We start from the raw sequence: 26,189 nt of genomic DNA, 5'->3' as shown, positions 1-26,189 counted from the left end.
TTTCCGACTGTGTCGGTGGCCTGCTGGGGTGTGTGCGGGGGCATTCACCTGGGTTCATGGGCGGCTGACTGCCAGGACGTGTGCGCGGGCGGGTCTCCCTTGAACGAGCGTGAACGCTGCTGAATGAGAGGGAGACTGAGACGGAGTCCGCGCATAACTCGGGTGACGGTTGGCTGCGGTCGGCGCTACCGTGCGGCGGTGATCAGTAATGAGGGAGTACGCCTGGGTGAGGAGGCCGCACGTCGCCTGGCTCAGACAGGCCTCTATGAGTTCGAGCCGGGGCTGACGGACGCCGAGTTCACGCGCATCGAGCGCGAGTGCGGCTTCGAGTTCGCGGACGATCACCGAGCATTTCTTGCGGCCGGACTCCCGGTCAACGTCCCTCCCGAGGACGGGCAGACCTGGTCCAGGCCCTGGCCGGAGTGGCGCGGCGGCGATTTGGACAGCTTGCGTCGACAACTCGACTGGCCGGTCGAGGGTGTTCTGCTCGACGTTGAGCACAACGGGTTCTGGTACGAGGGCTGGGGTGAGCGTCCAGCCGACGGGACGGCGGCACTGGCTACGGCGCGGCATCATCTGGCGGAGGCACCGGTGCTGGTGCCCGTGTATGCCCACCGATACCTGCCTGCCGGCCGGGGAAGCTTCGGGCATCCGGTGCTCTCGATGTGCCAGACGGACATCATCTACTACGGCCTGGACCTGGCCGACTACATGCATCAGGAGTTCGACGAGGCGCGGGGCGAGGTCGATGATGGCTGGAGCCCGCGAGCGACGGCCCCCTTCTGGCGGGACCTTCTCTAACCCGGGCATGCGGCGGGCGCCCTCAGCTTGGGAAGCTGCGGTCATTTGCGGCTGGTTCGGTCGCCGACCTGGGCGAACGCCTTGGGCGTGGCGGCGCAGGGCGGCTGTTGGTGGCGTCTTGGGCTGTGTGCAGGGGCGTTCACCTGCGGTTGGGCCGCGAGACGAGCCCCGCGTGTGGTCCTCCCTGATCGGCTGTGAACGGGGAGGAGCGAGACGGAAACTGAGACGGACGGACACGCAGGGCTGAGGCGCCCGACCGGCCGATGGCGTGACGGCTCGGACAGCGGCCGACAGCCCGGAGACGGCCCCAGCCTCAAGCCCCCTACCACCGGAAAACCGCCGGTAGGGGGCATTCGTGCGGGTTACTTCTTCTTGCCCTGGTTCTTGACCGCCTCGATGGCCGCCGCGGCCGCCTCCGGGTCCAGGTACGTGCCGCCCGGGTTCAGCGGCTTGAAGTCGGCGTCGAGTTCGTAGGACAGCGGGATGCCCGTCGGGATGTTGAGGCCCGCGATGTCCGCGTCGGAGATGCCGTCCAGGTGCTTGACCAGGGCGCGCAGGCTGTTGCCGTGAGCGGCGACCAGGACCGTACGGCCGGTCAGCAGGTCGGGGACGATCGCGTCGAACCAGTACGGGAGCATGCGGACGACGACGTCCTTCAGGCACTCCGTCCGCGGGCGCACCTCCGGCGGGAGGGTCGCGTAGCGCGCGTCGGAGAACTGGGAGTACTCGGCGTCGATGTCCAGCGGCGGGGGCGGGGTGTCGTAGGAACGGCGCCACAGCATGAACTGCTCCTCGCCGAACTCGGCGAGCGTCTGCGCCTTGTCCTTGCCCTGGAGGGCGCCGTAGTGGCGCTCGTTCAGGCGCCACGAGCGGTGGACCGGGACCCAGTGGCGGTCCGCGGCCTCCAGGGCCAGCTGCGCCGTGCGGATCGCGCGCTTCTGGAGGGACGTGTGGACCACGTCGGGGAGGAGGTCGGCGTCCTTCAGGAGTTCGCCACCGCGGACTGCCTCCTTCTCGCCCTTCTCGTTGAGGTTGACGTCCACCCAGCCGGTGAACAGGTTCTTCGCGTTCCACTCGCTCTCGCCGTGGCGGAGGAGGATCAGCTTGTACGGTGCGTCGGCCATGCCTCAGAGCGTAATCCACGCATTCGCCCGTTCGCGTGGCTGCCCGGCAGGCGGACGTTTGACGGAATCCCGTAATTGAGTGGCCCCCGCCAATCGAGCACTTGTAATGTTCGGTCGCCATCAGCACCGCTTACCAGCGCGCTCCTCACATCCTGCTCGCCCCGGGGGATCCATGCCGTACGCCCTGCGTGCCCGACGTGCCGTCCGGGAGACGGTCTCAGGCCTCCCCCGCGAGTTCTGGTGGCTGTGGACCAGCACGCTCGTCAACCGGCTCGGGGCGTTCGTCGCCACCTTCATGGCCCTGTACCTGACCCTCGACCGCGGCTACTCCGCCACGTACGCCGGTCTGGTCGCCGCCCTGCACGGGCTCGGCGGGGTGATCTCCTCACTGGGCGGCGGGGTGATGACCGACCGGCTGGGGCGGCGGCCGACGCTGCTGATCGCACAGGCCTCGACCGCCGTGTCCGTAGCGCTGCTGGGGTTCGTGCGCGATCCGGTGACGATCGCCGGTGTCGCCTTCCTCGTCGGCATGGCGAGCAACGCGTCGCGGCCCGCCGTGCAGGCGATGATGGCCGACATCGTCCGGCCCGAGGACCGTATCCGCGCCTTCTCCCTCAACTACTGGGCCATCAACCTCGGCTTCGCCGTGTCCTCCACCGCGGCGGGCTTCATCGCCGAGGTCAGCTACCTCGCCGGGTTCCTGATCGAGGCGGGACTGACGATGGTCTGCGCGATCCTCGTCTTCCTGCGGCTGCCGGAGTCCAAGCCGGCCGAGACGGTGACCACGGCCGCCGCCTCCGGCGGTTCCGCCGGCTCCGTGAGCCTCGGGACCGTTCTGCGCGACGGGCGCTTCATGAGCGTCGTCGGGCTGTCGTTCCTGGTCGCGCTGATCTTTCAGCAGGGGTCGGTGGGGCTGCCGGTGGCGATGGGGGAGGCCGGGTTCAGACCGGCCGAGTACGGCATGGCGATCGCCGTCAACGGCGTCCTGATCGTCGTCCTCCAGATCCCGGTCACACGCTTCATCGAGCACCGGGATCCGCGGCGGCTGCTGGTCGTCTCGTCCGTCCTCGCGGGGTACGGCTTCGGTCTCACGGCCTTCGCGGGGTCGGTGGGGGTCATCGCGCTCACGGTGTGCGTGTGGACCCTGGCCGAGATCGTCAACGCGCCGACGCAGACGGGTCTCGTCGTACGGCTGTCCCCGGTGCACGGGCGCGGGCGCTACCAGGGCATGTACACGATGTCCTGGGCCGTCGCGGGGCTGGTCGCTCCGCTGATGTCCGGGTTCGTCATCGACCGGTTCGGGGCGGAGTGGTTGTGGGGGGCGTGCGCGGTGGTGGGGACCGTGGCCGGAGTGGGATACGGGGTGCTGATGCGGCGGGTGCCGGAGGAGAAGGCGGCGGCGGTGGCCGAACCCGGGGCCGGGGTACGTCCGCAGCCGGAGGTGGGAGCAGCGGGAGCAGAGTGACCGGGGCTCCGTATCGTCCTTGCGCGCGGCGTAATCGACGCCCCGGCCCCGACCCGCCCCCCGACCCGGCGCCCGATCCACGCTCCCGCTCCCGCCCCGGCCCCGCTCCCGCCCCGGCCCCGGCCCCGGCCCCGGCCCCGGCCCCGGCAGCCATGGTCTCCACGATGCGAGTCAGCCGCCCGCCACCCGCCAGTACTGCCGCTCCTCCTCGTCCCGTACGACCACGCCCAGTCTCAGCAACTCCCCCCGCAGCTCCCGCGCCTCCCCCGCACCGTCGTCCTTCACCGCGTGGGCCCGGGCCCGCAGCAGCGCGTCGGCCCCCTCCGGCAGCCCGGGCATGCCCGGAACCCACCGGCGGAACTCGGCGCGGTACGGGTCCTCCTCCGCCCAGGCGTAGCCGTGCTCGATGAGCGTGTCCGTGAGGCGCTGCCAGGGCAGTCCGCTGCGCTCGCGCGCCAGCTCCAGGCTGCTCGGGGCCAGCAGGACCAGTTGTTTGCCGTCCCGGAAGAGTACGGAGATGTCCTCGCGGGGGAACGCGTGCGAGGTGTCCCTGATCTTCAGTGTCACGTGGCTGTCGGTGACGGTGACCGACAGCGAGTCGTGCGCGGCCGCGAGACCGAGGAGCAGGCCGCCGAGTACGCCCAGCGTGACCGTGCCCAGGCTGAGGGCCGGTTCCGGTATCGACGTCAGGAGTTCGGCCGGGCCTTCGAGCGGTGCCCACGGCAGGGACAGCAGCAGGCGGGCGAGCGGCGGGATCAGCGCGCCGGCGCCGGCGCCGCAGGCCACGCAGAAGAGCACGATCGCCCAGGCCGACTCCGCGAGTTCCGTGGCCGGCGTGGCCGACATGGCCGACGCGGCCTGTGACCCGGTTCGCTTTCCGCTGTGGACCTTTCTGGCTTCCTCCATGGGAAGAAGTCTCCGCCGGTGCGGGCCGGGCTGTCGTCAGCCCTTGGTCTACGGGCCCGCGACTTTGGTCGGCACCGCGGGCACGGCCGGGATCACGGGCACGCGCGGACGCACTGGCCTGCGCGGATCCACGGGCACGGGCGGGATGGGATCACGGCACGGATCACGGGTGCATCCGCGCCCCCTTCACCACCTTGTCGACGGCGTTCTTCGGGCCGTGGACCGCGAGGCCCACGAGGTCCAGATCCGCCGTGGGGACCGCGTGGACGGCCGCCCGGTTGTCGCGGTCGTTGCCCGTGGTGAAGAGGTCGGAGGTGAAGACCGCGCACGGCAGGGCGCGGGAGAGGGCTCGGGTGTGGGCCGTGGCCAGGGTTTCCTTCGTGGCCTCGAAGACCAGGACCGGCTGGCGGAACATCGGCAGGTAGGGCACGCCGTCCGCGTCCTCGTACGGTTCGCCGATCACCTCGGGGAGCTGCGTTCCCAGGCCACTGACCAGGAACGACGTCACGTTGAGGCGCTGCCAGGACTCCAGGTCGGCGCGCAGCAGTACGGCGATCTTCGTGTCGAAGCGGATCGGTTCGGGCGCCGGTCCGGGAGCCGTTTCGGGAGACAGTTCGGGAGCCGGTTCGGGAGCCGGCCCGGGGGCCGTTTCGGGAGCCGGTTCGGTGTGCGTGTTCATGATGCGAGCGTGCCCGGCGGTCCCCGCCGGGGTCTTGTACGTTCTTTGCATGGCTTCCCAGCCCGCCCGGATCGTCTCCGCCTGGCGGCCCGCAGTCGCCGGTGTCGTCGAGGTCTTCCACGCCCGCTTCACCGAGTACGCGTACCCGATGCACGTCCACGACGCCTGGACGCTGCTGATCGTCGACACCGGCGCCGTGCGGTACGACCTCGACCGGCACGAGCATGGCACCCCCCACGACACCGTGTCGCTGCTGCCGCCGCACGTTCCGCACAACGGCTCCCCCGTCACCCCGGACGGCTTCCGCAAGCGGGTGCTGTATCTCGACGGGACGCATCTCGGGGACGAGTTCATCGGGGCCGCCGTCGACCGGCCCGATCTGCGCGATCCACTGCTGCGGCGGCGCGTGGGGCAGGTGCACGGCGCGCTGCTGCGGCCCGGTGAGGAACTGGAGGCCGAGAGCAGGCTGCTGTTCGTCGGGGAGCGGTTGCGCGGCCACCTGCGGGGCGAGAGCGAGAACCCCCGTCCGGCGGATCCCGTCCTCGCGCGGCGGCTGCGTGAGCTGCTGGACGAGCGGGTCGTCGAGGGCATCGGGCTGCGTGCGGCCGCCGGGCTCCTGGGGGCCCATCCCGCCCATCTCGTACGGGCGTTCAGTGCCGCCTACGGCATCGCCCCGCACCAGTACCTGACGTCCCTGCGCGTGGGGCGTGCCCGGCGGCTGCTCCTCGAAGGGCGCTCGCCGGGTGACGTGGCCGCGGCGACCGGTTTCTACGACCAGTCCCACCTCACCCGGCACTTCCGCAGGCTGGTGGGGGTGCCACCGGGGCGTTACCGAAGGAGACGGCCTGGTGCCCCCGCCCGTAGGTGATCGTTGGCTGTGGTGTCCTCTGCTGTCAGTACGTCAGCTCCTCGTCAGCAGACACCGGCTCGGCACGGTCAGCCTGCCCCTCCTCGGTCCTTGCGCCAGGGGCGATCGGGGTCGCGGCCCGGCCGACGCCCGCATGTGCTGGTGAGCACCGGGCGTCGCCCCTCTCCTCGCGGGATACCTGCCGCCAGCCGCTGAGACTGGCGCTCCGGTTCCTCGGGACCGAGGAACAGTCTGGCCGCGACCAGTGGGCGCTTGACGCATTCGGCCAGGGGCGCGGTGATCTTCCCGGGTTCTCCGGGATGTCCGTCGCCCGCCACGCCCTGCCGGTGTCGAGCGCGCTGGATCAGTGGTTCCTGCGGCCTCGCCTGCCGACGAGTGCGGCGGCTGCTCCGCCGGCGACCAGCACCGCTCCGGCTGCCAGGAGGTACGGCGTCATGGGGCTGCCACCGGTCTCCGCCAGGCCCGTCTCCGCCACGCCGGTCTCCGGCAGACCGGTCTCCTGGGCGGGTGCGGCCGACTGTGCGAGGGGCGCCGACCGGCCGGACGTTGCCGGGGTGACCGACGGCGTGGCGGACGGTGCCGGGCTCTCGGAGGCCGACTGCGGAGACCGGCAGGTGGCCTGCGCCAGGATCACGGTGCCTTCCACCTTCGCAACGCCCAGCCGCATGGGATCCACGGACACCTGCAAGTGGAGTGCCGTGGCAGCGGCCGTGGCACTGGTGGTCTCCCTCTGGGACAGGGAGAGCCGGACAGTGCCGACGTCTGGGACCTCGACGGTAGCGGTGCCGCCGGCTTCCAGCGGCACCCGCTTGCCGAGAGCGGTGACGGGACCCAGCACCTGGGACTCGGCGACCGGCTTCTGTCCGGCGACACACGTTGCCGTGGCGGTGACCTGCTCGACCTCCACCAGGGACAGCACAGGCAGCCCGGGCACGTGGACTCGCGCCCGTACGAGACGGGACGTCCCTTCGGCACGGCCGTCGGCGACATCGGCTTTCGCCCTGGCCACGTCGGCCTCGAGCAGACGGACCGGGCGGTCGCGGTTGACGTGGTCGAGGGTGACGTCGAGGGTCTTCTTCTCCGCGGTCGCCGGAGCTTGAACCTCATTGAGCGTGGCACGCAGAGGCATCGTTCCGGCCGACCCGGCCCGGGAGACGTCCAGCGCCGCGCGGAAGGCCACTGCCGTGGCGCTGCCCTGGGAAGTGTCGGCCGCAGGAACCGCAGTGGCTTCGGCGGCGAGTGCTGAGCCGGCCAGGAGAAGGCCCGTGGCTGACACGGCAGCGAGACGACGAGCGTATGCAGCCCGAGGCGAGATTCTGGTCAACGCGGTGTCCTTGCATATGGAGAGGTGGGAGCCGCCCGGAACCAGCCGGTGGCCGGCTGGCCTGGCAGCAAGGCTCCATCTTGCTCGGGCGAAAGCTGCCAGTCGGGTGCAACACGGATGCTTCACTACAAGGAAGACGTTTGCGGGCAAGAGTTCTAACCATGGTGTTCCGGGCCACCACGGCGACGGGGCCCTCACCGGTCATCGGGATCGGGATCGGCACCGGCGGCAGGGCCGTCTCCGTGGACCCGGGCGCGGAGTCGCCGCACATCCTCTGGTCAACGCATCCACGGCGGCGGCACGTCGTGAGCCTGCGCGCCCTCGCCTGCCGCGTTGCTCCACCACGGCGCGAACCCAACGGCGCGAACCCAACACCCACCCCGCCCGGCCCCTGTTGCGAAGGTGGCGCCGTCGCCCGAGACGCGGCAGGCGGCACTTTCGCACCAGGCCCCAAGGGGTGTTTCGAAAGTCCTGTGCGGTGCCCGCAGTGTCCGGTGCGTGCTCTGGGGGTACCCCCTGCTCGAAGAGCTTGGGGGAGCGTGCCGGGCGCCGTGGGTGCTGTGCGGGACTTTCGAAACACCCCTAGCGGTCGCGGCGTTGGGTGAGGTGCGCGAACGCCTCCAGGTTGCGCGTCGACTCGCCCCGGGACACCCGCCACGCGTACTCCCTGCGGATCGCCGAGGCGAAGCCCAGCTCCAGCAGGGTGTTGAAGCTGCCGTCGGAGGCCTCCAGGACCTGGCCGAGCAGGCGGTCGATCTCGTCGGGGGTGACGGCGGACAGGGAGAGGCGGCCGGTGACGTAGACGTCGCCGTGCTGGTCGACGGCGTAACTCACGCCGTAGAGCTTGAGGTTGCGTTCCAGGAGCCAGCGGTGGACGCCCTGCTCGTTCTCGTCGGGGTGGCGGATGACGAAGGCGTTCAGCGACAGGGAGTGGCGGCCGACGATCAGGGAGACCGTCGTCTTCAGCTTCCGGGTGCCGGGGAGCTGGGTGACGTAGGTGCCGGGCTGGGGGCTCTCCCACTCCAGCTCGGCGTCCTTCAGCACGTCCTCGACGACCTGTGCCGCGCGCTGTTCCAGATCGGTGTCACCCATGCGGCGAGCGTACGCGACGGCGGTGCGCCTGCATCGCGGCCGTGTAGACGTCCGCCGTGGCGGCGGCCGCGGTGTCCCAGCCGAAGGACTGGGCGTGGCGGGCGGCCTGGCTGCCCAGCCGGGGCGCCAGCTGCGGGTCGTCGGCGAAAGCGCCCAGCACGCGGGCGTAGTCGGCCGGATCGTGGCCGCGCACGAGGAAGCCGGTGTGCCCGTCGCGTACGGCGACCGGCAGGCCGCCGACCGATGCCGCGAGCACCGGGGTGCCCGCCGCCTGGGCCTCTATGGCGACCAGGCCGAAGGACTCGCTGTAGGAGGGCATGACCAGGACGGACGCGGCGCGGAACCAGTCCGCCAGCTGCTCCTGGCCGACCGGCGGGCGGAACCGTACGACGTCCGCGATGCCGAGGCGCGCGGCGAGTTTCTGCAGGCCCTCGGGTTTGGCGAGGCCGCTGCCGCTGGGGCCTCCGACGACGGGCACGAGGATGCGCGAACGCAGCTCGGGGCGCTCGTCGAGGAGGACGGACACGGCGCGCAGCAGCACGTCCGGGGCCTTCAGGGGCTGGATACGGCCCGCGAAGAGCGGGATCAGCGCGTCCTGCGGCAGGCCCAGGCGGGCCCGGGCGGCGGCGCGGCCGTCTGCGGGCGAGAAGCGGCGGAGGTTCACGCCGGGGTGGACCACGGCGACCTTGTCGGGGTCGGCCGCGTAGTGCCCTACGAGGTCGTCGGCCTCTTCGGTGGTGTTGGCGATGAGGCGGTCGGCGGCGGTGACGATCTGGGTCTCGCCGATGACGCGGGCGGCCGGCTCGGGGGTGTCGCCGGCGGCGAGGTTGGCGTTCTTGACCTTGGCCATGGTGTGCATGGCGTGCACCAGGGGCACGCCCCAGCGCTGGGCGGCGAGCCAGCCGACGTGGCCGGAGAGCCAGTAGTGGGAGTGGACCAGGTCGTAGTGGCCGGGGCGGTGGCCGGCCCAGGCCTGCATCGCGCCGTGGGTGAAGGCGCACAGCTGGGCCGGGAGGTCCTCCTTGTTGAGGCCCTCGTAGGGGCCGGCGTCGACATGCCGGACGAGGACGCCGGGGGCCAGCTCCACGGTAGGCGGGAGGGCGGCTGCGGTCGCGCGCGTGAAGATCTCGACCTCGACGTTGATCGCCGCGAGGCGCTGCGCGAGCTCCACGATGTAGACGTTCATGCCGCCGGCGTCGCCGGTGCCGGGCTGGTGGAGCGGGGAGGTGTGCACGGAGAGCATGGCGACCCGGCGGGGCCTGCGGTGCAGCCGCAGGCGCGCGGGCGAGGACGCGGAGCGCCGCCCGAGCCTGCCGATGTACTGGCTCACGTGGCGTTCCTCCTTGGCTGCGGGCATACCGGACGGAGGGTGCGCTGTGCCCTCCAAGCGGATGCAACGCCGGAGGGACGGATTCCCATTCCTGCCGGGGTGGTTTTTGCCGACCCATTACCGGACGTCGCTCAACCGTTCGAGCGAGGATCGCGTCACCCGCGAGGGCTTCCCCGGACCGGGAGGGCTTCCCCGCTTCCCCGGACCGGGAGGGCTTCCCCGCTTCCCCGGACCGGGAGGCAGCCGCAGGCCGCATACCCTCGTAGGCATGACAGCCCGCGCCGCCGCCCTCCCCCGCTCCCGGGGTCGCTCGAGCGCGGGGGCCCCTGCCGTGGGGACGGTGACGCGCGGGACGACCAACCCCAACCGGCTGCGCCGCATGGACCGCTGGATCGCGGCCGCGCACGGCGCGGAGCTGCGGCGGGCCACCGATCCGGTGGCGGTCGACCTCGGATACGGCGCCGCCCCCTGGACGGCCGTCGAACTGCTGCACCGCCTGCGCGCGGTCGCGCCGCGCGTGCGGGTCGTGGGCGTCGAGATCGAGCCGGCCCGGGTCGCGGCGGCGCTGCCCTACGAGGAGGCGGGGCTCGTCTTCCGGCACGGCGGGTTCGAGATCCCGATCCCGCAGCGGCCCCTGCTCGTCCGCGCGGCGAACGTGCTGCGGCAGTACGAGGAGGGCGAGGTCGCGGCCGTGTGGGAGCGGCTGTGCGGGCGGCTCGCCCCGGCCGATCCGGCGACCGGCTCGCGCGGCGGGCTGCTGGTCGAGGGCACCTGCGACGAGATCGGGCGCCGGCACGTGTGGGTCGCCCTGGGCCCCGAGGGACCGCGCACGGTCACCTTCGCGACCCGGCTGGGCTCCCTGGAGCGCCCCTCCGACCTCGCCGAACGCCTGCCGAAGGCTCTCATCCACCGCAACGTCCCGGGCGAGCCGGTGCACGCCTTCCTGCGCGACTTCGACCGCGCCTGGGCGGCCGCCGCGCCCTACGCCTCGTACGGGGCCCGCCAGCGCTGGATCCGGACGGTGCGCGACCTGTCGGCCGACTGGCCGGTGGCGGACGGGCCGGTGCGGTGGCGGCAGGGGGAAGTGACGGTGCGGTGGGAGGCGTTGGCGCCCGGGGCCTGACTCCCGGGAACCAGGACCCGGCACCTGACTCCCGGCACCCGGGGCCCGGGACCCGGGACCCGTCACCTGACTCCTGGCCCCCCGCATCTGACGATGCTGTTGGCGAATGCTGCGCGGCGGGAGCCTAGTGTCCGCACGGTCTCAGCGACACGCCGCGTGCACGGCAAGTCGCTGAGACTCTCGCACCACTTGCCGGCCGTCCGCCGAATTCGCCAACAGCATCTCTGACTCCCGGGGGCCCGACAGGGCCCCCGCCCGGTACCTGCCTCCCCGCTGCCCGGACGGGACCCCGGTACCCGCCCCCCTGCCGCCCGGGCAGGGCCCCGGACACCTGGCTCCTCCGGCCCGGACAGGCCTGCCGGGAACGATCTCTTTGAGTCGTTCGTCACACGGGCGGGGAGATCGCGCCGCCGGAGGCATACCGACGAGGGAGTGGCGGAAAGTATTGCCTCTGTCGTTTCGCGGCCGGACATGGCAGCATCCCCAGGCGAACCGGACGTTACTGACGGTTAATCAGTTTGGGGGCTGAGGTATGGGCAGGGGCAAGCGTGGCCTGATCGCGACGGCCGTGGCCGTGGTCTGCGCGGTCACCGTGCTGGCGGCACCGGGCACGGCGTTCGCGAACCCCAACCCCTCCCCCACCCCTGCCCCCAGCGCGGGCCCCACGCTCGCACCCGCCAAGGACCTCGAAGCCGTACGCGAGAAGCTCGACAAGCTCTACCGCGCCGCGGCCCGCGCCACCGACGAGTACAACGCCGCCGAGGAGAAGGCGGACCAGCAGTCCGCCGAGCTCGTCAAGCTGGCCAAGAAGATCGTCAAGGGCAAGGAGAGGCTGAAGCAGCTCAAGGACCGGGCGGGCGCCGCGGCCGCCGCCCAGTACCGCGGCGGCGGACTGCCGCCCGAGGCCCACCTCATGCTCAGCGACGATCCGCAGGACTTCCTCGACGGCGCGGGCCGGGTCCGCCAGGGCCAGCACGCGACCAAGGGCCTGCTCGGCGAACTGACCCGCGCACAGGAGGACTTGGAGCAGTACGCCAAGGACGCCTCCGCCCAGTGGAAGAAGCTGGAGGCGGGCCGTAAGGCCAAGGCCGCCGCCCAGAAGAAGATCGAGAAGCAGATCGCGCAGGCGGAGAAGGTCGAGTCCGAGCTGGCGAAGGAGGAGCAGGAGCGCCTCGCCGAGCTGGAGAAGGAGGCCGCGCACAGGGCGCAGACCGCCTGGCTCGACTCCGGCATCCTGGACGAGATCAGCGGAAAGGCCTCCGAGCAGGGCAAGAAGGCGGTCGCCTACGCCACGGCCCAGATCGGCAAGCCGTACCAGTGGGGCGCCGAGGGCCCCAGGAGCTACGACTGCTCCGGGCTGACCTCACAGGCCTGGGCATCCGCCGGCCAGGGCATCCCGCGCACCTCGCAGGAGCAGTGGAAGCGGCTGCGGCACATCGACGTCGAGGACATGCGGCCCGGCGACCTCATCATCTACTTCGGCGACGCCAGCCATGTCGCGATGTACGTCGGCGACGGGACGATCGTGCACGCGCCCCGGCCCGGGCGGGATGTGACCCTCGCGGGGGCGGGGTCCATGCCCATCCTCGGGGTCGTACGGCCGGATGCGGACGCCGGCTGAGCCACCGGGCGCACACCGGATGAAGTAGGCCGAATCACCCGACGCGGACCGGATGGACTCCGGCTGGATCACCCGTCACACACCCGATGATGCGAGCCGAATCACCGACACACACACCGGATATCGGACAGGGGACGCCCACGGTGACGGGGCCCACGTGACCCACTCCACCCCGAACCCCCCACCAAAAACCGCGCCGGCGTGACGTTCGTCATCCCCGCAGCATCCTGGGGCTGTCCAACTGCGGCACATATCGCGGCATATGACACTGGCCGGTGGCCCAACGGCGTGGCTCACACCATTCCTATGCGGCGCCGACACCCGCTATGGTCCCCGTCGGTGGGTCGAGGTCCCTCGCCCTCACCATGCCCTCGGGGGGAGGGAAGGAACCAACACGATGCCCGTACCCATACCGCGGCAGAGAGCGATCCCGGCCGCGGAGAGTGGTCAGGCGCAGGCCGCGTCCCCGTGCGGCGGATCCGCCGAGGAGTCCGTCACGGACGCCTCGACCGCGACCCGCACGCCGGACACCGCCGGGAACACCACGGACAAGGTGGACAACCACACCGCCCACACCAACCTGACGCTGCTGCTGATCGAGGACGACCCGGCCGGTTCGCCGATCGTGCCGGACCTGCTCGACCAGGCGGGCAAGCCGATCCGCGTCCGCACGGCCCGCAACCTGACGGAGGCCGGCCGGCTGCTGACTGACGACGTCCACTGCATCCTGCTGGACCTCGCGCTGCCCGCGCCCGGCCGCAGCGACTCCGACGACGAGCTCGCCGTGCTCAAGCACGTGCTGGAGCTCGCGCCCCGGCATGCCGTCCTGGCACTGACCGCGTCGGGCGACGCCGAGCGCGGCGCCGAGGCGGTGCGCGTGGGTGCCCAGGACTACCTCTTCCGCGACGAGCTGGACGGCCGGCTGCTGAGCCGGGCGATCCGCTACGCGGTGGAACGCAAGCGCTCCGAGTCGGCCGAGCGCCGGCTCGCCGAGGGCCGGCTGCGGGCCCAGGAGAACCGCCGCCTGGAGCGCGGTCTGCTGCCGACCCCGCTGCTGGAGGGCTCCCCCCTGCGGTTCGCCGCCCGCTACCGCCCGGGCCGCTCGCGCGCCCTGCTCGGCGGCGACTTCTACGACGTCGTCCGGACGCCCGACGGCACCGTGCACGCCATGATCGGCGACGTCTGCGGGCACGGCCCGGACGAGGCCGCGCTCGGTGTGGAGCTGCGGATCGCGTGGCGCGCGCTGACGCTGGCGGGCCTGTGCGGCGACCAGCTGCTGGGCACGCTGCAGCAGGTGCTGGAGCACGAGCGGGCCGACGACGAGATCTTCGCGACCCTGTGCACCGTCGACATCGCACCGGACGGCCGCCGCGCCGGCCTGTGCCTGGCCGGCCACCCCTCCCCGCTGCTGGCCCGGCCGGGCACTCCGGCCCGGCTGCTGCCGTACGACAACAACGGCCCGGCCCTCGGGCTGCTGCCCGGCGCCCGCTGGCCGCGGATGCAGGTGGAACTGGGTACCGAGTGGAGCCTGATGCTCTACACCGACGGTCTGATCGAGGGCCGCATCGGCGAGGGCCGGGAGCGGCTCGGCCAGGAGGGCATGACGGAGATGGTCCGCCGCCAGTTCGCCGAGGGCCTGCGGGGCGAGCAGTTGCTGCGGGCGGCGGTGAACGAGGTGCGCGACCTCAACGGTGGCGAGCTGACGGACGACGTGGCGGTACTGCTGCTGGACCGGGTGCCGTAGCTCCCCGGGCTCCGCGGTCGCGGCCGCGGAGGGCCTTCAGCGGCCGCCGTTCCAGGGGCCGTACGGGCCGTCGCTGCTGGAGCCGCGCTGGCTGCGGCCACCGCCCGGGAGCGCCCGGATCGCCGGCCGCACGTCGACCATGTACACGATCGTCGCGATGAGGCCGATGATCGGCAGGAACGACAGGATCGGGAAGAGCAGGTTCACGACGAAGGCGATCCCGAGGACGATCATCCAGAACGGCTTGGTCTTCTTGTCGGCCGCGCGGTAGGCGTCCTCGCGACGGACGGCCGCGTCGATCAACGCGAAACCGCTGAAAACGATCAGAGCCATGCTCAGAAGCCACATCAACCCTGCGAAGCCCTGCATCAGCACAACGTCCACCACCCGACTCGGCTCGTCCCTACGCGGTCACCGTACCCGCACAGCGGGCCGGACACCCCCAGGGTGCCCGGCCCGCCGTACGCCTGCGCCGGTCACTGCGCCGGCGGCGTCGTCTTCTTGGCGGTGGTGGTCTTGCGCGCCGGGGCCTTCCTGGCGGCGGGCGCCTTCTTCGCCTGGGCGGCACCGGCGGGCTTGGCCTGGGCGGCACCGGCGGGCTTCGCCGGCTCCTCCTTGACCTCGACCGGCTCCGGCTTCGGCTCGACGGCGATGGCGAACTCCTCCACGCCCTCGGCGACGTCCTCGATGCTGTCGGCGGCCTCGCCGCGCCAGGTCCGGACGGCCTGCTCGCCATGCTCGGCGACCTTCTCGTAGGTCTCCCGGGCCTTGACGGCGTACTCGGCGGCCACGCCGACACCGCGCAGCGCGAAGTCCTGGGCGCTCTCGCCGACCTTCTTCAGGTCCGCGTCGATCGTGCTGCCGAGCTTCTTGATGTCGACGTCGATGGAGCCGATGAACTCCGTGACCTTGCCCTGGAGGGTCTGCTGCGTCTCCTTGACGCGCGCGGAGGCCTCCTTGGCCCGGGCGGAGGCCTTCTCCTGAACGGCCTTGGTGTCGGTGTTGCGTACGGCGTCGATCCGCGCGGGGGCCTCCGAGCGCAGCTGCTCCACCAGGGCCGGCACCTTCTTGGCCTGCTGCAGGGCGAGGTCGGCGGTGCCTGCGGCGAAGTAGAGCGGGGTCGGGTCGCTGAAGGTCTTGCGCAGGTCGTCGGTGATGGCCATGGTGATGGTCCTCCCGGATTCTTTCTCGCTTGAGGGTTCGGCTGAGGGTCGTGTGATCCGCAGCGGTACGGCCGGTGCCCTGGTCCGGCTCAGCCGGCCGTCTGCTGCGGGTCGGTGGCGCTGCCGCCGCTGTTCCTGCGGGGGCGGCGGGCGGCGGGCGTACCGCCGTTGTTCCTGATGGCCGTGGCGTCGGCGTTCTTGCTGCCCGCGACGCCGCCGGCCGTGCGGTCCCGGGGTATCTCGGTGCCCGCGTCCGGGGCGTCCACGTACTCCGCGTCGCCGCCGGACATGGCGTCAACGGCGGCGCCGTCGGCGGCCCCGGCCCCGTCGTCGCCGCTGCCGAACCCGTTCTCCTTGCGGAAGGACTCGTAGATCTGCAGCAGCACCTGCTTCTGCCGCTCGTTCAGCGTCAGGTCGGCGAGGATGACCGCACGCGTCCCCACCTCGTCCCGGTCCCGCTCGGCGTCGAGGATGCCGGCCCGGACGTACAGCGTCTCGGCGGAGATCCGCAGGGCCTTGGCGACCTGCTGCAGCACCTCCGCGCTCGGCTTGCGCAGCCCGCGCTCGATCTGGCTCAGGTACGGATTGGACACCCCGGCGGCATCGGCGAGCTGCCGCAGCGACAGCTGCGCGTTGCGCCGCTGCTCGCGCAGGTAGTCACCGAGATTGCCGACGTTGAGCGTTGCCATGCCCCCACAGTGCAGCACCTCGCTAACTATTGCAAGCACCCGCTTGCAAAAGTGCGCCACGCCACGCGGCTGTCTGCGTGAGACTGAGCACGATAGGTGTCGTAAGTGCAGGACATCTGTCGGGAACAAGTCAGCACCTGAGCACATCACCCTGGCTTTGGGCGCCGCAGCCACCGTCATTCCGCTCCCGACCCGGCCGGTGCTGGCCCGCGCCTTCACCAAGGTCGGCTCCTGGGTCCGGTGCTCGAATCGCGTGGTGATGCGGTGAGGTCCTATCGCCCAGTCGGCGGGCAGCCGGTCTTAGCGGACTGATCGTGCAGGTAGAGGGACTGTTCCTGAGGAGTGAGAGTGGTGTCGATGGCCTCGCAGATGGTGCGGATCGCGCGGGCCGGGTCGGGCAGGTCGACGTTCCACAGTTCGACGGAGCTGCCAGTACTGATGGCCAGGGTGCGTCCGTCCGGGCTGAACGCCACCACTCCAGGCAAGGGGGGCGGCAGGGTGCGTCTGGGCTGACTGGTGGCGAGGTCCCACAACTGGACGCCTCTGGCGCTGCTTGTGGCCAGGGTGCGGCCATCGGAGCTGAAAGCCAGCGACTCCACCTCACCGCTGGCACTGAAGCTGTCCTGGAGCCGACCGGTGCGCGCATCCCACGTCTCCACGAGTCCGTTGCCGGCGCTTGCGGTGGCCAGGGTGTGTCCGTCCGGGCTGAACGCGAGGCTCTGCGGGCTCCGGCTGCTCGGCTTGATGGTGCGCTGTGTGCGGCCGGTCGCGGCGTCGAGCAGCGTGACCTGGTCGCCGCCGCTGTCCTCGATGTTCACGACGGCAAGGGTGCGTCCGTCCGGGGTGAACGCCAACGTTCTGACCGATCTGCCGTGGCCGGTGCGGACGGTGTGCAGCGCGCCCGTAGAAGGGCGCCAGATCCGCACCCATCCCTTCCCGCCGGCGACGGCGAGCCGCGTCCCGTCGGGACTGAAGACCGCCCTGGTGGCGCCCAGGGCACGGCTTTGGTGAAGGCGGCCCGTGGCGACATCCCGCACCTCGATCACCGCCCCGGCCTTCCTGGCCCTTGCGGCCAGCGCACGCCCGGTCGGGCTGAACCCCGCAACCCCGAGGCGCCTGACTGGGAAACGCAGTTGTTTTCCCCGGACGGCCAGGTCGGTGTCGAGCGCCAGTGTGGCTTTGCGTTCGCCGGTCCTGACATCCCAGACCTGTACCGACCCACGGCCGGGCGGGCCTTGGTGAACCGTGGCCACCGTGCGTCCGTCCGCACTGAAGGTCATGTCATCAACGGACGTGCCGGCAAGGCCCCGCAGAGTTATCAGCGGCTGATCAGCGGAGAGGCGGTGGACGCGGATGGTGGGTTCCGAGTAGCTGCTGGTGACCAGAGTGCGGCCGTCCGCGCCGAGGGCCATTGCCATGAGCCCGCGTCCCTGGTGACCGGCGGTCACGGTGGCCCGCGCCGTGCCGGAGGCGGTGTCCCACAGTCGGACCGTATCCCCAGGACCCGGGATGGCGAGGGTCCGCCCGTCCGGGGCGAAGGCCACCTGGTTCACCTTCATGCGGCCATCCTTGATGGTGCGCCGGACGAGGCCGGTCGCCACTTCCCGCAGCTGCACCGAACCGTCGGTGCGGCCAACCGCGTATGTCCGGCCATCGGGGCTGAAACCCAGCCCACGCTCGATCTGCCTGTCGTGGACAGTGCGAGTGCGACCGGTGGCCATATCCCACACCCGCACCACTCCGTTGCCGCTTATCGCGGCAACGGCACGACCGTCAGGGCCGAAGGCCACCGCCTCCGGGACGTCGGTACGGCTGGTGAAGCTGTGCCGCTTGCGCCCGGTGGCCACGTCCCATACCCGTACAGCCGCCGGCGAGGACACGGCCACGGCACGACCGTCAGGGCTGAAGTCCATCCCACGTACCGAACCATCGGGGGCGGTGAGGGTTCTGAGTTTCCTGCCGGTGACCGGATCCCACAGGCCTACCACCGCGCCGGTGCCCCCGGAAGTAGCGACGGCGAGGGTGCGTCCGTCGGGGCTGAACGCCGCGGCTTCGCTGCTGGTGTTGTGGCCAGTGAACAAGGCTCGTCGGACCCGGCCTCCGGGCAGGTCCCAAATCCGCACCGTGCCGTCTCCGCTGTGCGCGGCGAGGGTCCGTCCGTCCGGGCTGAGCGTGATGACGTCCACGGGTTCGGTGCCGCCGGTCAGGCGCTTGCGCAGCGGTAGCGCCGCAGCGGCATACAGGGCGGCGGTGGCTTCGCGGGTCGGGCTGGTGCGGTACGCGTGGACAGCGAGCAGTGAGGCGAGGTCCGGTTCGGAGTCAAGCAACGCACCGGACTGAGCGGCCAGTTGCCGAGACTGGGCCAGGTGCTGGGCGGTGACCGCGCTCTGCCACTGCCCCACAGCGACGCCAGCCGCGACGAGGGCGAGACACAGGGCGGTAGTGACCGCGGCCAGCACCAGCCGGTACCGGCGACGCCCCTTCTGCTCGTGGTCACGGCTGGCTTCGAGGAAGGCGTGCTCCAAGTCGGTCAGGTCCTCGCGCGGTGCACCGCCGAAGTGTTCCTGGGCGGCGGCGAGCCGACTTCCCCGGACCAAGGCTCCGTCCTCGCGGCCCAGTTCCTGCCAGGCGTGGGCCGCGTCGGTCAGGTTCCGGTGCACCCGCAGGCGTTCGCGGTCCTCCTCGATCCACCCACGCAGCCGGGGCCAAGCCGTGATCAGGGCCTCGTGGGCCAACTCGACCGTGTCGCCGTCCAGGGTGAGCAGCCGTGCCTCGGCGAGTGCCTCCAACACCTGGGCGGTGTCATCCCGGTCGGTGCCGGACAGTTCGGAGCGCTCGACGGAACGGCGGGTGTCGGGAGTGCCGTCACCGGGGGCGATCAGCCTCAGCAACACCCGGCGGGCAGCAGCCGCCCGGTCTTCGGTGAACCGGCCGTAGGTCTGCTCGGCGGTCTTGGCGATCGCGCCGTCCAGGCATCCCGCCGCCTCGTAGCCCGCCACGGTCAGCGTCTTGCCACGGCGGCGGCGCCAGGTCTCCAGCAACGCGTGGGACAGCAACGGCAACCCGCCCGGCTCGTCGGCGACCTCCTTGACCAGCCGGGTCGTAAGGGCGCGTTCCACGGTCAGTCCAGCGGCCGTGGCCGGCTTGACGACAGCGTCGCGCAGTTCCGCCGGGCTCATCGCACCGGCCAGCAGGTTGGCATCGCGCAGTGCGTCGGCCAGGTCGCGGTGCTCGGCACAGCGGCCGTAGAAGTCGCCGCGCACGGCCAACAGCACCCGTAAGCGGCTTTCGGGCTGCCGGGCGGCCAGCAGCAGGTCGATGAAGCGGGCACGCTCGGTGGCATCGCGGCAGAGGGTGAAAACCTCCTCGAACTGGTCGACGATCACGAACGTGTCCGCCCCGGCACTGCCGTCGCCGGGAACTGCGGGTGTGAGGAGAGGAGCGTGGGTGCGGGCGGGGCGCTCGCCCGGGGTCAGGATGCGGATCGCGGCCGGACGCAGGTCCGGCTCCTGAGCCTGCCGGAGGACGGGTACCAGGCCGGCCCGCAGCAGGGAGGACTTGCCGCTGCCGGAAGGGCCGAAGACCGCCGCGAACCGCCGACGGCTCAGCAGGTCTACCAGGTCGGCGGTGAGCTGTTCCCGACCGAAGAACAAGGCGCTGTCACCGGGCTCGAACCGCGCCAGGCCCCGGTACGGCGGGAGTGTTCCGTCGTCGCCCCGAGAGCCGTCACCGGCGGACTCCTCCACCGCCTCCTTCCACCGGGCCTCCCACTGCGCCGCATTGCCGCCGCAGCCGCGCACATAGGCCAGGGCCACCGGCAGCGTCGGCAGCTGCTCACCCCCTGCCGCCTGCGACAGCGTGGTCACCGAGTAGCCCGCCCGCTGGGCCAGCGCCCGGTAGGTGACCCCGCCCGCCTCCGCCCGCAGCTTGCGTAACTCGAACGCGAACCGCTGCACCGGACCCGCCGCCGGATCCACCGGCACCTCACGACGACCCGCCACGCCCTCTCCCCCTCCAGCTGTCCCTGCATCAGAGCGAGCAGCCGCCCCACGCACCCCTATGACACCCGAACGGCCCGCGCATCCCGTCATTGTTCGGCCGCCAGAACGGTACTGCCGAACAATGCTCCAGCCGCTGAACTCGGTGATGCGAGCGTCAGGGCGGCCTGCAAGCGCGGGAGATCTACATCGCCCCTCGGCGTTCTCACCCGCCCATTGCGGACCACGTCGGCACGCCCCCCACGACGAGCCCAACCAACACCTCACCAAAGAGGATTTTGTCCACGCATGGAAGCCCCACCCGTCGCCCCCACTTCACCAGACGACTCACCCTCTGTCACTTTACGATTACTTAGAATCATGTCGAAGGCCGGTCCGTCGCGGTTGGGCTGGCTGGATGCGTTGCGCGGCCTCGCCGCGCTCGTCGTGGTGTTCGACCATTCGTCGTACACCTTCATGGCGGACTTCCGGCGGGAGTTGATGCCGCAGTTCAACACCAGCCGCTACGGCATCATGGTGTTCTTCCTGGTGAGCGGCTACATCATCCCCGCGTCGCTGGAGCGCCGAGGCTGCGTCCGGACGTTCTGGATCGGGCGGATCTTCCGTGTGTACCCGCTGTGGGCGGCTGTCGTCACTGTGCTCCTTGCCGTCAACCTCTTGGGCATTGCGGAGATGCGTGACTTCGCCCAGCAGAGCGCTGCCACGGTGGCTGTCGCCCACGTGACCATGCTCCAGGAGTTGCTGGGGACACCCAATCTCCTGCTGGTCCTGTGGACGCTCTCGTACGAGATGGCCTTCTACTTGCTGGTCGTCGCCCTCTTCACAGTCCGCCTTCACCAGCAGTCCGCGACGGTCGCCGTCATCTTGGCCGTGCTCGCCGCTGTGAGCGTGACGGCAGGGGCCGTGCTGCCGGCCTCTGCCCTGTCCGGCATGGTCGGCACCGGCCCCCTGATCGCGTTCGCCTCGATCGCCATGGTGGTCGCCATCTGCTGTGCGAGCGCCAGGTCACCCGTACTCCGGGTGCTCGGGGGCGCGTTGGGTGGGGTGCTGGCGCTCGTCCTGGCCGCATTCAACGGCACGGTACCGCTGTGGGAGGGTCTGGTGATCCTCGCGGTGATGTTCCTCGGCACCGCCGTCTACCGTGCCGAGAACGGTCAGAGCACCTGGAGGTACGCGGCGGGCACTGCCGTCGTGGTGGTCGCCTGTGCCATGGGGAGTGCGTACCGGTACGGCGACGGTGACCACTTCACACGGCGCGGCTGGACCGTCGCATTCCTACTGGCTGTGCTCACCTTCGGCGCCGGGCTGGCCTCGCGTCGCCGACGCATACCGCGTCTGCTGACCGGACTGGGAACGATCAGCTACTCGGTCTATCTGGTGCATCCGGTGCTGCTGGCGGTGATCGACAGCACGATCGGCCGCCGGCGGCAGGACAATCTCCCGCTCGAAGTAGCGTTCTTCATTGTGCTGCTGCCCTTGTGCGTGCTGACCCATCGTTTCATCGAAGCACCGAGCCAGACCTGGGGCCGCAGGTTGGCCCATCGCGTGCAGCCACCGTGACGAGCGGCCGTGCCGCACCGCCCTTGCAGCGACACTGCTGACGTGTGGGTACCCGACCCGGCGCGGACCGTCCTCTGGGGAGCCAGAACCTGACCATGGGGCGGCAACCTCCTCTCCCTACAGAACCTTCTCCATTCGAACCGGGGCGGTTCACCCAGACAAGACGAAGCACCCCAGGTCAGGACCTTGCACTACCCACACTTAACTGGGACAGGACAAGCCTGAGCACGATAGGTGTCGCATTTGCACGACAACTATCGTAGGGAGCACGGAACTACGCCAGATCGATCAGGCCGCGAGCACGGAAGCCTCGGGCCCCGCGCCACCTCGCGGGTGCGACCGGTGCACACACGCCGCGCGGCACCCGATGCCGGGCCCCCGGTCAGCCGGCTTCCGTCAGGGCCGCGTGCGCGGCGGCGAGGATCTCCTCGGAGAGCGGGGAGCCTTGCGTGGCCCGGGACAGGACCAGAGCACCGACCAGGGTGCACAGCCGGGCGAGGCCGCTCTCGCCGCCCCCGACGGCCTCGTCGGGGGCGAGGAAGGCGGCGGAGTCGGCCACGCCCTCCGCGTAGGTACGGCGCGCCTCGCAGTCTTCGGCTCCGCGCGCGACGTCGATGGCGAGAGCCGCGACCGGGCAGCCGTCCGCCGCGTTGTCACGGTGTTCGACGGAGAGGTAGGCGTCGATCAGGGCCCGCTGAGCGGCATCCCGCCGCCCGTCGTGCCGCTCGAGCCCGGCCGCATTGCGCCGTGCGGTCTCATCGAAGGCGTGGGCGGTGACCTCATCGACGAGCGCTTCCTTGGAGGCGAACTGCTTGTAGAAGGCACCGTGGGTGAGGCCGGCCGCCTTCATGAGATCGGCGACGCTGACGTGGGTGCCCTGCTCCCGGAACAGCCGCGACGCGGTGTCCACCACCCGCCTGCGATTTTCCTGCGCCTGCGCCTGCGATACGCGACCCATGACCACCTCCCATTTGGATGTCGACTGGTATCTATCGTAGTCTGGCGTTTAGATTGTTATCGAAATCTAATTGGCGCGGGTGTCCCGACGGCGCCCGAAATGATCTGGAGCGAGCATGGAACTCAAGAACGCGGTCGCGGTGGTCACCGGCGCCAACCGGGGCCTCGGGCGGCACCTGGCCGCCCAGCTCGTGGAGCATGGCGCCAAGGTCTACGCGGCGGCCCGCCGTCCCGAGACGGTCGACCTGCCGGGCGTCCGCCCACTGCGCCTCGACGTGACGGACCAGGAGTCGATACGGGAGGCCGCCCGCATCGCGTCGGACGCGACGCTACTGATCAACAACGCGGGCATCTCCACCGGCGCGACGCTGGTCGGCGGCAACCTGGATGCGGTGCGCCGGGAGATGGAGACCAACTTCTTCGGCCCGCTCGTCGCCACACGGGCCTTCGCCCCCGTCATCGAGGGCAACGGCGGCGGCGCCGTACTCAACGTCCTGTCCGCCCTGTCCTGGTTCCACCCGGCAGGACTCGGTTCCTACGCGGCCTCCAAGGCCGCCGCCTGGGCGCTGAGCGACGCGAGTCGCGAGGAACTGGCGCCCCGCGGGATCACCGTCTCGGCGCTGCACGTCGGCTACATGGACACCGACATGGCCGCCGGCGTGCCCGCCGATCAGAAGGTCGCAGCCGCCGACGTCGCGGCCCAGGCCCTGCGCGGCATCGAGACCGGCCTGCCCGAGATCCTCGCCGACGAGGCCAGCCGGTACGTCAAGCAGAGCCTGTCCGCGGCGCCCCAGCCGAACGCGGGCTGACGCTCACCCCCTCCACCACGGCACGACGGCCTTCCAGGCCCCCTTGCGTAAGGACTTCTCGTGCGTTATACGACCTTCGGACACAGGACCGGACTGCGCGTGTCCGAGTACGCGCTCGGCACCGCGAACTTCGGCACCGGCTGGGGCGCAGGCGCCGAGCCCGACGAGGCCCGCCGCATCTTCGACCGGTTCGCCGAGGCCGGCAGCACCTTCCTCGACAGCGCCGACGGCTACCAGTTCGGCGAGTCGGAGGAACTGACCGGCAAGCTCGTCTCCGCCGACCGCGAGCACTTCGTCCTGGCCACCAAGTTCGCCCTCGGCGCCGCCCCGCAGCCGGACATCTCCAAGACCGGCAACAGCCGCAAGAACCTGGTCGACTCCGTCGAGGCCAGCCTGAAGCGCCTGGGCACCGACTACATCAACCTGCTGTGGGTGCACTTCCCCGACCAGCTCACTCCGATGGAGGAGCTCCTGCGCGGTCTCGACGACCTGGTCAGCGCGGGCAAGATCCACCACGCCGCCCTGTCCAACTTCCCGCCTGGCGCGTCTCGCGCGCGGTAACCCTCGCCGACCTGCGCAACCAGTCCCCCATCGTCGGCAGACAGCACGAGTACAGCCTCGTCGAGCGCACCACCGACCGGGAGCTGCTGCCGATGGCCGAGAGTCTCGGACTCGGCGCCGCGCTGTGGTCCCCGCTCGGCGGCGGACTGCTCACCGGCAAGTACCGCACGTCCGCAGAAGGGCGCCTCAGCGATCTGGGCATGGTCATCCACACCGAGAGCACCGACCAGAAGGCCGCCGTCGTCGACACCGTCCTGGCCATCGCCCAGGAGACCGGTGCGACGTCCGCCCAGGTGGCGGCGGCCTGGGTCCGCGAGCGCGCCGCCCGCTCCACGGCCACGCTGGTCCCGATCATCGGCCCGCGCAACCTCTCCCAGCTCGACAGCTACTTCGCAGCCCTCGACGTCCAGCTGACCGACGAACAGTACGCGCGCCTCGACAAGGTCAGCGCCGTGCCGCTCGGTGTACCGCACGAGGGCATCGGGGGCTCGCTGGGGCACCTCCAGGGCGGCGACGCGAGCAGCGTCATCACCCCGGTCGTGCCGGTGGCCTGAGCCCGGAAACACGGCCGACGCAGAGCTCTCCGCGCAGGCACTGGCCACTGCCGTGCCTGCCGAAGCGGAGCGCGCGGACTAGAAGAACACCACAAGCTGTCTCGTCCCGAGACAAGCCCCTCACGGACAGAACACCCCTCCCGCTTGGACGGGAGACCACACGAACGGAGATGACGATGAAGGCCTTCATGGTCGAGAAGTACGGTGATGCGGCCGGGATGCGCGCCGCCGATATACCTGACCCTCAGGTGGGCGCCGACGACGTCCTGGTCAAGATCCACGCGGCGGGCGTCAACCCGCTGGACATGAAGATCCGCAACGGTGACCTCAAGGCGATCCTTCCCTACCGTCTCCCGCTCGTCCTGGGCAACGACCTCGCCGGGACCGTCGTCCGGGTCGGATCGTCCGTCGACCGCTTCGCCGTGGGCGACGAGGTCTACGCGCGGCCTGACAAGGACCGCATCGGCACCTTCGCCGAACTCCTCGCCGTCCACCAGGACGACCTCGCCCCCAAGCCCGCCACGCTCACCATGACCGAGGCCGCCTCCCTCCCCCTGGTCGCGCTGACCGCCTGGCAGGCCCTGGTCGAGCGGGCCCACGTACAGCCGGGCCAGAAGGTCTTCATCCACGCGGGCGCCGGCGGCCTCGGCTCCATCGCCGTCCAGCTGGCCAAGGAACTGGGCGCGTACGTGGCCACCACCGCGAGCACCGCCAAGGTCGACCTGGTCAAGGAACTCGGCGCAGACGAAGTCATCGACTACCGCACACAGGACTTCACCGAAATCCTCCACGGCTACGACATCGTCCTGGACTCCCTCGGCGGCGAGGACCTCGCCAAGTCCCTGCGCGTCCTCAGGCCCGGCGGCCAGGCCATCTCCGTCGTGGGCCCGCCCGACCCGGCCACCGCCCGCGAGCTCGGCGCGAACCCGGTCCTGCGCCTGGCCATCACCGCCCTCAGCGCCAAGACCCGGCGCCAGGCCAAGCGCCTCGGCGTCACCTACGCCTTCCTGTTCATGAAGGCCAGCGGCGCCCAACTCCGCGAACTCACCCCCCTCATCGACGCCGGGAAGATCCGCCCCATCGTCGACCGGGTCTTCCCCTTCGACGAGACCCTCCAGGCCATGGAGTACGCCGAGAAGGGCCGCCCGAAAGCCGGCAAGGTCGTCGTCTCCATGACGTGAGCACAGGGCACCGGCCCTGCCGGACGCCGAGAACGCCGCCCGCCACAACGAGAAGATCCCGCCCCACGCTCCTCTCTCCCACACCAGGACTCGATCACGAACGCACCGTCCAACTCCCCCACGCCCACCCCGTCGTCGTACAAGAACGCGCCGACCCGCGCCGTGTCCGTGCACGGCGTGGACTTCGCCTACCGGCAGCACGGTCCGGACGACGGCGTACCGCTGATCCTCCTGATTCACCTGGCCGGGGTCCTGCGCCCACGCCCCGACCGGCTCGCCGCCCTGGCAGGACGTGAACAAGGCATTCTGGAAGGGGCCTTGCTTGACCTGGTGCAACAAGAACCGGCGCCTCCAAGAAGCCCAGGCGCAGCTTCACAAAGGCTGCGGACAAGCGAGAGCAGCCGGACGGTCTCGCCCGGATCTTCCGGAACTACCAGTCCTGGGCGATCACCCAGGACTGGTACCACCTCGCGGAGGCGGCAGACCAGGACTGATCGTTTGACATCCAACCCAGTCGCCCCAGGCCAGGGCATCGCACCGGACTAAGAAGCCGTTGTCTTACCGGATGTGATCACTGAGTTTCCGCTGTTCAGGCATGGTTCCGGCGTCGTCGTGGGAGCGTTCGGGCGATCAGTTCGTC

Annotated in this window: 20 protein-coding genes and 1 pseudogene; 10 read left to right on the top strand and 11 right to left on the bottom strand. The window is 70.9% G+C overall.

The features are described 5' to 3' along the window. Positions 1-198 precede the first annotated feature (198 nt). A complete protein-coding gene (locus tag ACZ5TL_RS25420) occupies positions 199-801 on the top strand; it encodes a hypothetical protein (protein ID WP_468592598.1) in 603 nt (200 codons plus the stop codon). Between the two features lie 362 nt (positions 802-1,163). Here the strand turns inward: ACZ5TL_RS25420 and ACZ5TL_RS25415 are convergent, their stop codons facing one another. Beyond that, positions 1,164-1,925, bottom strand: coding sequence for a phosphoglyceromutase (locus tag ACZ5TL_RS25415; protein WP_468592596.1), 762 nt, complete (start codon positions 1,923-1,925; stop codon positions 1,164-1,166). Between the two features lie 172 nt (positions 1,926-2,097). Here ACZ5TL_RS25415 and ACZ5TL_RS25410 point away from each other — a divergent pair, with 172 nt between their 5' ends. Then, a complete protein-coding gene (locus ACZ5TL_RS25410) occupies positions 2,098-3,390 on the top strand; it encodes an MDR family MFS transporter (RefSeq protein ID WP_468592595.1) in 1,293 nt (430 codons plus the stop codon). A 171-nt stretch (positions 3,391-3,561) separates the two neighbouring features. Here ACZ5TL_RS25410 and ACZ5TL_RS25405 read toward each other — a convergent pair whose 3' ends face one another. Together ACZ5TL_RS25405 and ACZ5TL_RS25400 are read right to left on the bottom strand one after the other, a co-directional pair. Further along, complete coding sequence (locus ACZ5TL_RS25405) at positions 3,562-4,296, bottom strand: YqeB family protein (protein ID WP_468592594.1); 735 nt, start codon at positions 4,294-4,296, stop codon at positions 3,562-3,564. Between the two features lie 163 nt (positions 4,297-4,459). Continuing rightward, entirely contained in the window at positions 4,460-5,026 is a 567-nt protein-coding gene (locus ACZ5TL_RS25400) for a DUF2000 family protein (RefSeq protein ID WP_468592593.1), read from the bottom strand. On the opposite strand from ACZ5TL_RS25400, the gene ACZ5TL_RS25395 reads away from it, so the two are divergent. After that, complete coding sequence (locus ACZ5TL_RS25395) at positions 5,025-5,843, top strand: AraC family transcriptional regulator (RefSeq protein WP_468592592.1); 819 nt, start codon at positions 5,025-5,027, stop codon at positions 5,841-5,843. The genes ACZ5TL_RS25400 and ACZ5TL_RS25395 overlap by 2 nt on opposite strands. Positions 5,844-6,186: 343 nt before the next feature. On the opposite strand, the gene ACZ5TL_RS25390 is transcribed toward ACZ5TL_RS25395, so the two are convergent. From ACZ5TL_RS25390 to mshA, 3 genes are all read right to left on the bottom strand, one after another. After that, the gene (locus tag ACZ5TL_RS25390; protein ID WP_468592591.1) at positions 6,187-7,119 is read right to left on the bottom strand and encodes an SCO1860 family LAETG-anchored protein; all 933 of its coding nucleotides are present in this window, start codon (positions 7,117-7,119) and stop codon (positions 6,187-6,189) included. 630 nt (positions 7,120-7,749) lie between these two features. Continuing rightward, positions 7,750-8,259, bottom strand: a complete 510-nt coding sequence (locus ACZ5TL_RS25385) for a type III secretion system chaperone family protein (protein WP_468592589.1) — start codon at positions 8,257-8,259, stop codon at positions 7,750-7,752. Further along, positions 8,252-9,589 carry a D-inositol-3-phosphate glycosyltransferase gene (gene mshA, locus ACZ5TL_RS25380; protein ID WP_468592587.1) on the bottom strand — a complete coding sequence of 446 codons (1,338 nt, stop codon included), beginning with the start codon at positions 9,587-9,589 and terminating at the stop codon, positions 8,252-8,254. Before mshA ends, ACZ5TL_RS25385 begins: the two co-directional genes overlap by 8 nt. 331 nt (positions 9,590-9,920) lie before the next feature. On the opposite strand from mshA, the gene ACZ5TL_RS25375 reads away from it, so the two are divergent. From ACZ5TL_RS25375 to ACZ5TL_RS25365, 3 genes are all read left to right on the top strand, one after another. Beyond that, the gene (locus tag ACZ5TL_RS25375; RefSeq protein ID WP_468592781.1) at positions 9,921-10,712 is read left to right on the top strand and encodes a class I SAM-dependent methyltransferase; all 792 of its coding nucleotides are present in this window, start codon (positions 9,921-9,923) and stop codon (positions 10,710-10,712) included. 532 nt (positions 10,713-11,244) lie between these two features. Then, positions 11,245-12,333: a C40 family peptidase gene (locus ACZ5TL_RS25370; protein WP_468592585.1), complete on the top strand. Its 1,089-nt coding sequence runs from the start codon at positions 11,245-11,247 to the stop codon at positions 12,331-12,333. A 397-nt stretch (positions 12,334-12,730) separates the two neighbouring features. After that, positions 12,731-14,077 (top strand): PP2C family protein-serine/threonine phosphatase, encoded by a 1,347-nt coding sequence (locus ACZ5TL_RS25365; protein ID WP_468592583.1) that lies wholly within the window; start codon positions 12,731-12,733, stop codon positions 14,075-14,077. A gap of 36 nt (positions 14,078-14,113) precedes the next feature. On the opposite strand, the gene ACZ5TL_RS25360 is transcribed toward ACZ5TL_RS25365, so the two are convergent. From ACZ5TL_RS25360 to ACZ5TL_RS25345, 4 genes are all read right to left on the bottom strand, one after another. Then, positions 14,114-14,446 (bottom strand): DUF2516 family protein, encoded by a 333-nt coding sequence (locus ACZ5TL_RS25360; protein WP_468592582.1) that lies wholly within the window; start codon positions 14,444-14,446, stop codon positions 14,114-14,116. 107 nt (positions 14,447-14,553) lie between these two features. After that, on the bottom strand, positions 14,554-15,240 hold the full coding sequence (locus ACZ5TL_RS25355; RefSeq protein ID WP_468592580.1) for a hypothetical protein: 687 nt from the start codon (positions 15,238-15,240) through the stop codon (positions 14,554-14,556). Positions 15,241-15,329: 89 nt separating this feature from the next. Continuing rightward, positions 15,330-15,929 carry a helix-turn-helix domain-containing protein gene (locus ACZ5TL_RS25350; RefSeq protein WP_468592579.1) on the bottom strand — a complete coding sequence of 200 codons (600 nt, stop codon included), beginning with the start codon at positions 15,927-15,929 and terminating at the stop codon, positions 15,330-15,332. Positions 15,930-16,201: 272 nt separating this feature from the next. Beyond that, a complete protein-coding gene (locus ACZ5TL_RS25345; RefSeq protein WP_468592578.1) occupies positions 16,202-19,930 on the bottom strand; it encodes an nSTAND1 domain-containing NTPase in 3,729 nt (1,242 codons plus the stop codon). A 357-nt stretch (positions 19,931-20,287) separates the two neighbouring features. Between ACZ5TL_RS25345 and ACZ5TL_RS25340 the strand changes: the two genes are divergently transcribed. Next, positions 20,288-21,487 carry an acyltransferase family protein gene (locus tag ACZ5TL_RS25340; protein WP_468592576.1) on the top strand — a complete coding sequence of 400 codons (1,200 nt, stop codon included), beginning with the start codon at positions 20,288-20,290 and terminating at the stop codon, positions 21,485-21,487. Positions 21,488-21,869: 382 nt separating this feature from the next. On the opposite strand, the gene ACZ5TL_RS25335 is transcribed toward ACZ5TL_RS25340, so the two are convergent. Next, a complete protein-coding gene (locus ACZ5TL_RS25335) occupies positions 21,870-22,445 on the bottom strand; it encodes a TetR/AcrR family transcriptional regulator (protein WP_468592575.1) in 576 nt (191 codons plus the stop codon). A 115-nt stretch (positions 22,446-22,560) separates the two neighbouring features. Between ACZ5TL_RS25335 and ACZ5TL_RS25330 the strand changes: the two genes are divergently transcribed. From ACZ5TL_RS25330 to ACZ5TL_RS25320, 3 genes and pseudogenes are all read left to right on the top strand, one after another. Then, positions 22,561-23,253, top strand: coding sequence for an SDR family oxidoreductase (locus ACZ5TL_RS25330; protein ID WP_468592574.1), 693 nt, complete (start codon positions 22,561-22,563; stop codon positions 23,251-23,253). A gap of 60 nt (positions 23,254-23,313) precedes the next feature. After that, positions 23,314-24,368, top strand: a pseudogene (locus tag ACZ5TL_RS25325) (aldo/keto reductase). A 176-nt stretch (positions 24,369-24,544) separates the two neighbouring features. Further along, positions 24,545-25,549: an NADP-dependent oxidoreductase gene (locus ACZ5TL_RS25320; RefSeq protein ID WP_468592573.1), complete on the top strand. Its 1,005-nt coding sequence runs from the start codon at positions 24,545-24,547 to the stop codon at positions 25,547-25,549. Positions 25,550-26,189: the final 640 nt, after the last annotated feature.

Source organism: Streptomyces sp. NPDC033136, from assembly GCF_055578235.1.
The sequence above is the reverse complement of the archived record's forward strand: the minus strand, read 5'-3'. Positions and strand labels throughout refer to the sequence as shown.